General features: G+C 54.0%; 4 protein-coding genes. All 4 read right to left on the minus strand.

Annotated features, from left to right (window positions below; genetic code table 11):
• A partial coding sequence (locus tag HY879_23030; GenBank protein MBI5606218.1) for an aldehyde dehydrogenase family protein occupies window positions 1-685 on the minus strand: 685 nt, incomplete at its 3' end.
• 2 nt (window positions 686-687) lie between these two features.
• Window positions 688-2,175, minus strand: coding sequence for an aldehyde dehydrogenase (locus tag HY879_23035; GenBank protein ID MBI5606219.1), 1,488 nt, complete (start codon window positions 2,173-2,175; stop codon window positions 688-690).
• Between the two features lie 115 nt (window positions 2,176-2,290).
• Window positions 2,291-3,271 carry a MurR/RpiR family transcriptional regulator gene (locus HY879_23040; protein ID MBI5606220.1) on the minus strand — a complete coding sequence of 327 codons (981 nt, stop codon included), beginning with the start codon at window positions 3,269-3,271 and terminating at the stop codon, window positions 2,291-2,293.
• Between the two features lie 26 nt (window positions 3,272-3,297).
• Window positions 3,298-3,915, minus strand: a complete 618-nt coding sequence (locus HY879_23045) for a hypothetical protein (GenBank protein MBI5606221.1) — start codon at window positions 3,913-3,915, stop codon at window positions 3,298-3,300.
• Window positions 3,916-3,991: the final 76 nt, after the last annotated feature.

Genomic DNA, 3,991 nt, shown 5'->3' on the forward strand with positions numbered 1-3,991 from the left:
CAAATTCCACGACCCGGTGTCCGCCGGTAACCGCGATCATGTCCACCAGGGGATGGGTCATCAGCATCTGGGCCGTGGGGATCGAGGGTTCCGCAACCGTGGTCAGGCAGTCCGGCGGGCCTCCGGCATCGACAATGGCCTGATTCAGATCCCGGACCACCCGGGCCGAAATCTCCTTGGTCTTGGGATGGGGATTGAAAACAACAGAATTCCCGCCGGCCAGCATGAGGATGCTGTTGTGGAGGATGCCGGGGGCGGCGTTGGTGACGGCGTTGACCGAAGCGATGACCCCGACCGGAATCCTTTCCAGCAGCGTGGTCCCCCGATCACCGCTGAAGACTTCGGGGGCCAGATCCTCCAGGCCGGGGGCCTGACAAGCCACCTCGATCTTCAACATGGTACCTTCCACAGCCCCCAATTCGGCTTCGGCCAATTCGAGTTCGCCGTAGGTCCGCCGGTTGGCCAACCCCACCTGCCTTATGACTTGAATTATTTTTTCCCGCAGTTCCAGGGAAAGCTCGACCAATGCCGCCTGGGCCTTGACCGCCGCCTGAATGGCCTCTTCCATGGCCCCATACACCCCCCAGGCGGTCTCCGCGGCTGAAGACGCCTGCCCCGAACCGGCGGCAGGGTTCATTTCCGACCAGATCAGGGAAACGATCCGTTCAATCTGATTTTTATCCATGGCTATTCCCGTCCCCGATTATCTGTTTGATCCGGCTCAAGCCTGAGACCATAGCGGTAGCGAAAGTCATCGGTCAGGACACAGCGCCGCACCAGGGTGAAGACCCGGGGCCGGGTGTGCCCCTCCCCATTGGTAGCGATGTGAAAGGAAACAAACCCTTCTCCGGCCACTCCCACACTGGCCAGTCCGCAGGATCCGTTTTTGACAAAGGCTGCACACTTTGCCCTACTGGCCATGGCCCGGATGTTGGTAATATTATTGGAGTGGATGGCCATGGTGTGCCCGTTGCCCTGTTCCGCGGCGATGGCCCGGTTGATGGCCTCCCCCGCGTCCCGGCATCGAACCAGGGGGATGACCGGCATGATCTGCTCAGTCCAGACCAAGGGATGATCGGGCCCCGTTTCCAGGATCACGATCTTGGCCTCCGGACCCACTTCAAGGCCGATGGCTCGCAAAATGAAACTGGGAGGTTTACCAATATAGTCCATATTGATCACCCCTGGTTGGCCAGGGCCGCGGACCTCCTTGAAAATATGGGGGATCAAATCCTGCCCTTGAGGGGCTTTAATTTCATAGGCCCCGTATTGTTTCAGCAGGGCCTTCAACCGGTCGGCCACCGAATCCACCACAAAAATCTCTTTTTCGCTGGCGCAGGCCATACAATTGGAGAAGGAAGCCCCCTCAATGATGCAACGGGCCGCCCGATCCAGGTCGGCTGTCTCATCGACCACCACTGGGGGATTGCCCGGACCTCCGGCAATCACCCGCTTGCCGGTCTGGGTGGCAAAAGCCACCACTCCGTGCCCACCTGTTACAGCAATCAGGCGGATCAGAGAGTGGGTCATGAGTTGCTGGGCTGAAGGGATCGTGGGTTCCTGCAGGCAGCAGATACAATTCGCCGGACCCCCAGCCTCTTGAATACCCCGGTTCAGGTCACGAACAACCCGGGCCGCCACGCTTTTTGTCTTAGGATGGGGATTATTGACCACGGTGTTCCCACCGGCCAGCATCATAATGGCATTAAAAAGGATGGTAGGGGCCCCATTGGTAACCGGATTAATGGAAGCGATCACCCCGACCGGGATCCGTTCGATGATGGTTACACCCTTGTCCCCGGCGAAAACCTCCGGAGTCAGATCTTCCATCCCCAGGACTTCACAGGCGGAAAGATTTTTCTTGATATTGTCTTCCGCAGAGCCTAAGCCGGTCTCCAAATATTCCATCCGCCCGTAGGTTTCGGCCCCGGTATGCCCGACCCGGCGGATAGCCAGCAGGATTTCCTCCCGCTTCCGCAGCGGCATGGCCATCAATTCTTTTTGGGCCTGGACCGCCGCTTGAATACAGCTTTCAATGTCCGGAAAGACCCCGTCTCTTGCCGCCAAGGGGAACGATTCCGGAGCAGATTCTTCAGATATCTCGAACCCCTCGCTTTCCAAGCGACGAATGACCCTGGACACGATCTGTTCGAGCCGCTCTTCATCTAAAGCCATCTTTGGTGGATTCCCTTCTTTTATTCACGCTTTTATCCCGAGTTTCAGCAGGACCTTGGCCCGCATCGCTTGTTGCCCAAATTTCATACCGATACTTTAGATTTCAAGTTTATGCCTATCTGGGCCCATCTCCTTTTCTTTTTTTCCCTCCTGGAAAATCTGCTTCCGCGGCGGAAAGAAGTGTGTAATATTTGGCCTCGAGCGGGTTGCCGTCCGGGGGTGAATCGGTATCCAGCGAAAAAAACACTTGGCGCTTCCTTATTCCATCCTCGATCTGATTCAGACGTTGCAATGTGGCCGCTTTGTCCATAAAGGCAATCTCATGAATTAATGCTCCCAATAAGGTTAGAATATGGGAAAAGGGATCTACGAAAGACACCCCTTCCACATCCACGATCAGGTATTGATTGGAAAGGGTAATAATCGGTGATTTGGGGGTATCGCTGATCCCGATGACAAAGGCATGGTACTGTTTTGCGAATTCAATTAGCTCAACGGCCTGATTAGGATAGCGGGGAAAGCCGAAGACTACTATAAGCAGGGAGGGACCATGGAGGGCAATATGATCGAACACATCCCAGGAAAGCTGGGTGTCGATTTGCACCCCAGGCCGGATCTTTTTCAAAAGAAAGCCAAAATACATAGCCAAAACGGAAGAAGCCCGATAACCGGCCACCAGAACAAGTTTACTCTGACAAATCTTGCGAGCCAGATTTTTAATTTCTTGTTCCGAGATGGAATGGATCATATGCTCCAGGTTTCGCCTGGTGTTTTGATAATAGGTATTCAATGGAGTGGCCTTGTCGGTCCCCTTGTCAGACTTAAGCATACGCTCCACGCTGGTCAGTTCAACGTGGAGCAGTCCTTTGAGATATTGCTCAAACTCTTCATAGCCGGTAAAACCCAGATCCAGGATAAATCGGGTGACCGTGGGTTCGCTCACCTGGCATTCATTGGCGATTTCCTTGGCCTTCATTAAAAATAGTTTTTTGTAATCATTGATAATCAGATCGGCAATCCGTTTCTTTTTAGAGGAGAGGTCCGGATAAATCTTGATAATCCGTTCAAAAAATTCCTTTTTAGCCGAACTGGTCATTTCGCTGGGCTACTCCTCAAAAGATCCTAATGTTTCCGCCCGGTCAGGGTGGCCAGAGCCTCTTCGACCGCATTTTTAGCGGCCTGGATATCGGAGGTAGACCCGGCCAAATAGACGCGACCGCTGGCCCCGAAGACACTGGCATGAATCAGTTTAACCGCAGCCGCTTTTTCCGCTTCGTTGGCCGCGAAACCGGCGTATCCGGCGGGAACCACTTCCAGGATATAGAGGGTTTCATCGCCAAGCATCAGGCTGGCAGCCCGAAAACGGTTGACGATCTGGCTCATAAAAGGGTCCATCCGTTCAATGGTTTCGACGGATAGAATCTTAGGTCTCAGCCGGTCGGTTTCTTTCAATCCCAAATAGTCCAGAACCACTTCCCCCGCTTCCCGCACATCGGCCGGGGAATCGCCATGGACTTCCAGCATCCCGTAGGTTCTTTCCACCACCATGGCCCCTGGACGCACATTGGCCTTTTTCAAGACCACATCCGTGATCGAATTTATTTCTATACCCGGAGCGACTTCCAGGAATAGTGCGGACTGACCGGCAATCGGGTAATATCCCCGGGCCGTACTGCCAATGAAACTCACAAATTGTTTTTGCAGTTGATCGATAAAGGTAAAGGCCCTGAGTTCAATCATGGTTTTCCTCGATTAAATACTTTTTAACCATTCCCGTTTGTTCGGACAAATAGCGGTGTTGGTGGTGCAGGTGGCG

The sequence above is a fragment of the Deltaproteobacteria bacterium genome, assembly GCA_016219225.1.
In the GTDB taxonomy this organism is placed as follows: domain Bacteria; phylum Desulfobacterota; class RBG-13-43-22; order RBG-13-43-22; family RBG-13-43-22; genus RBG-13-43-22.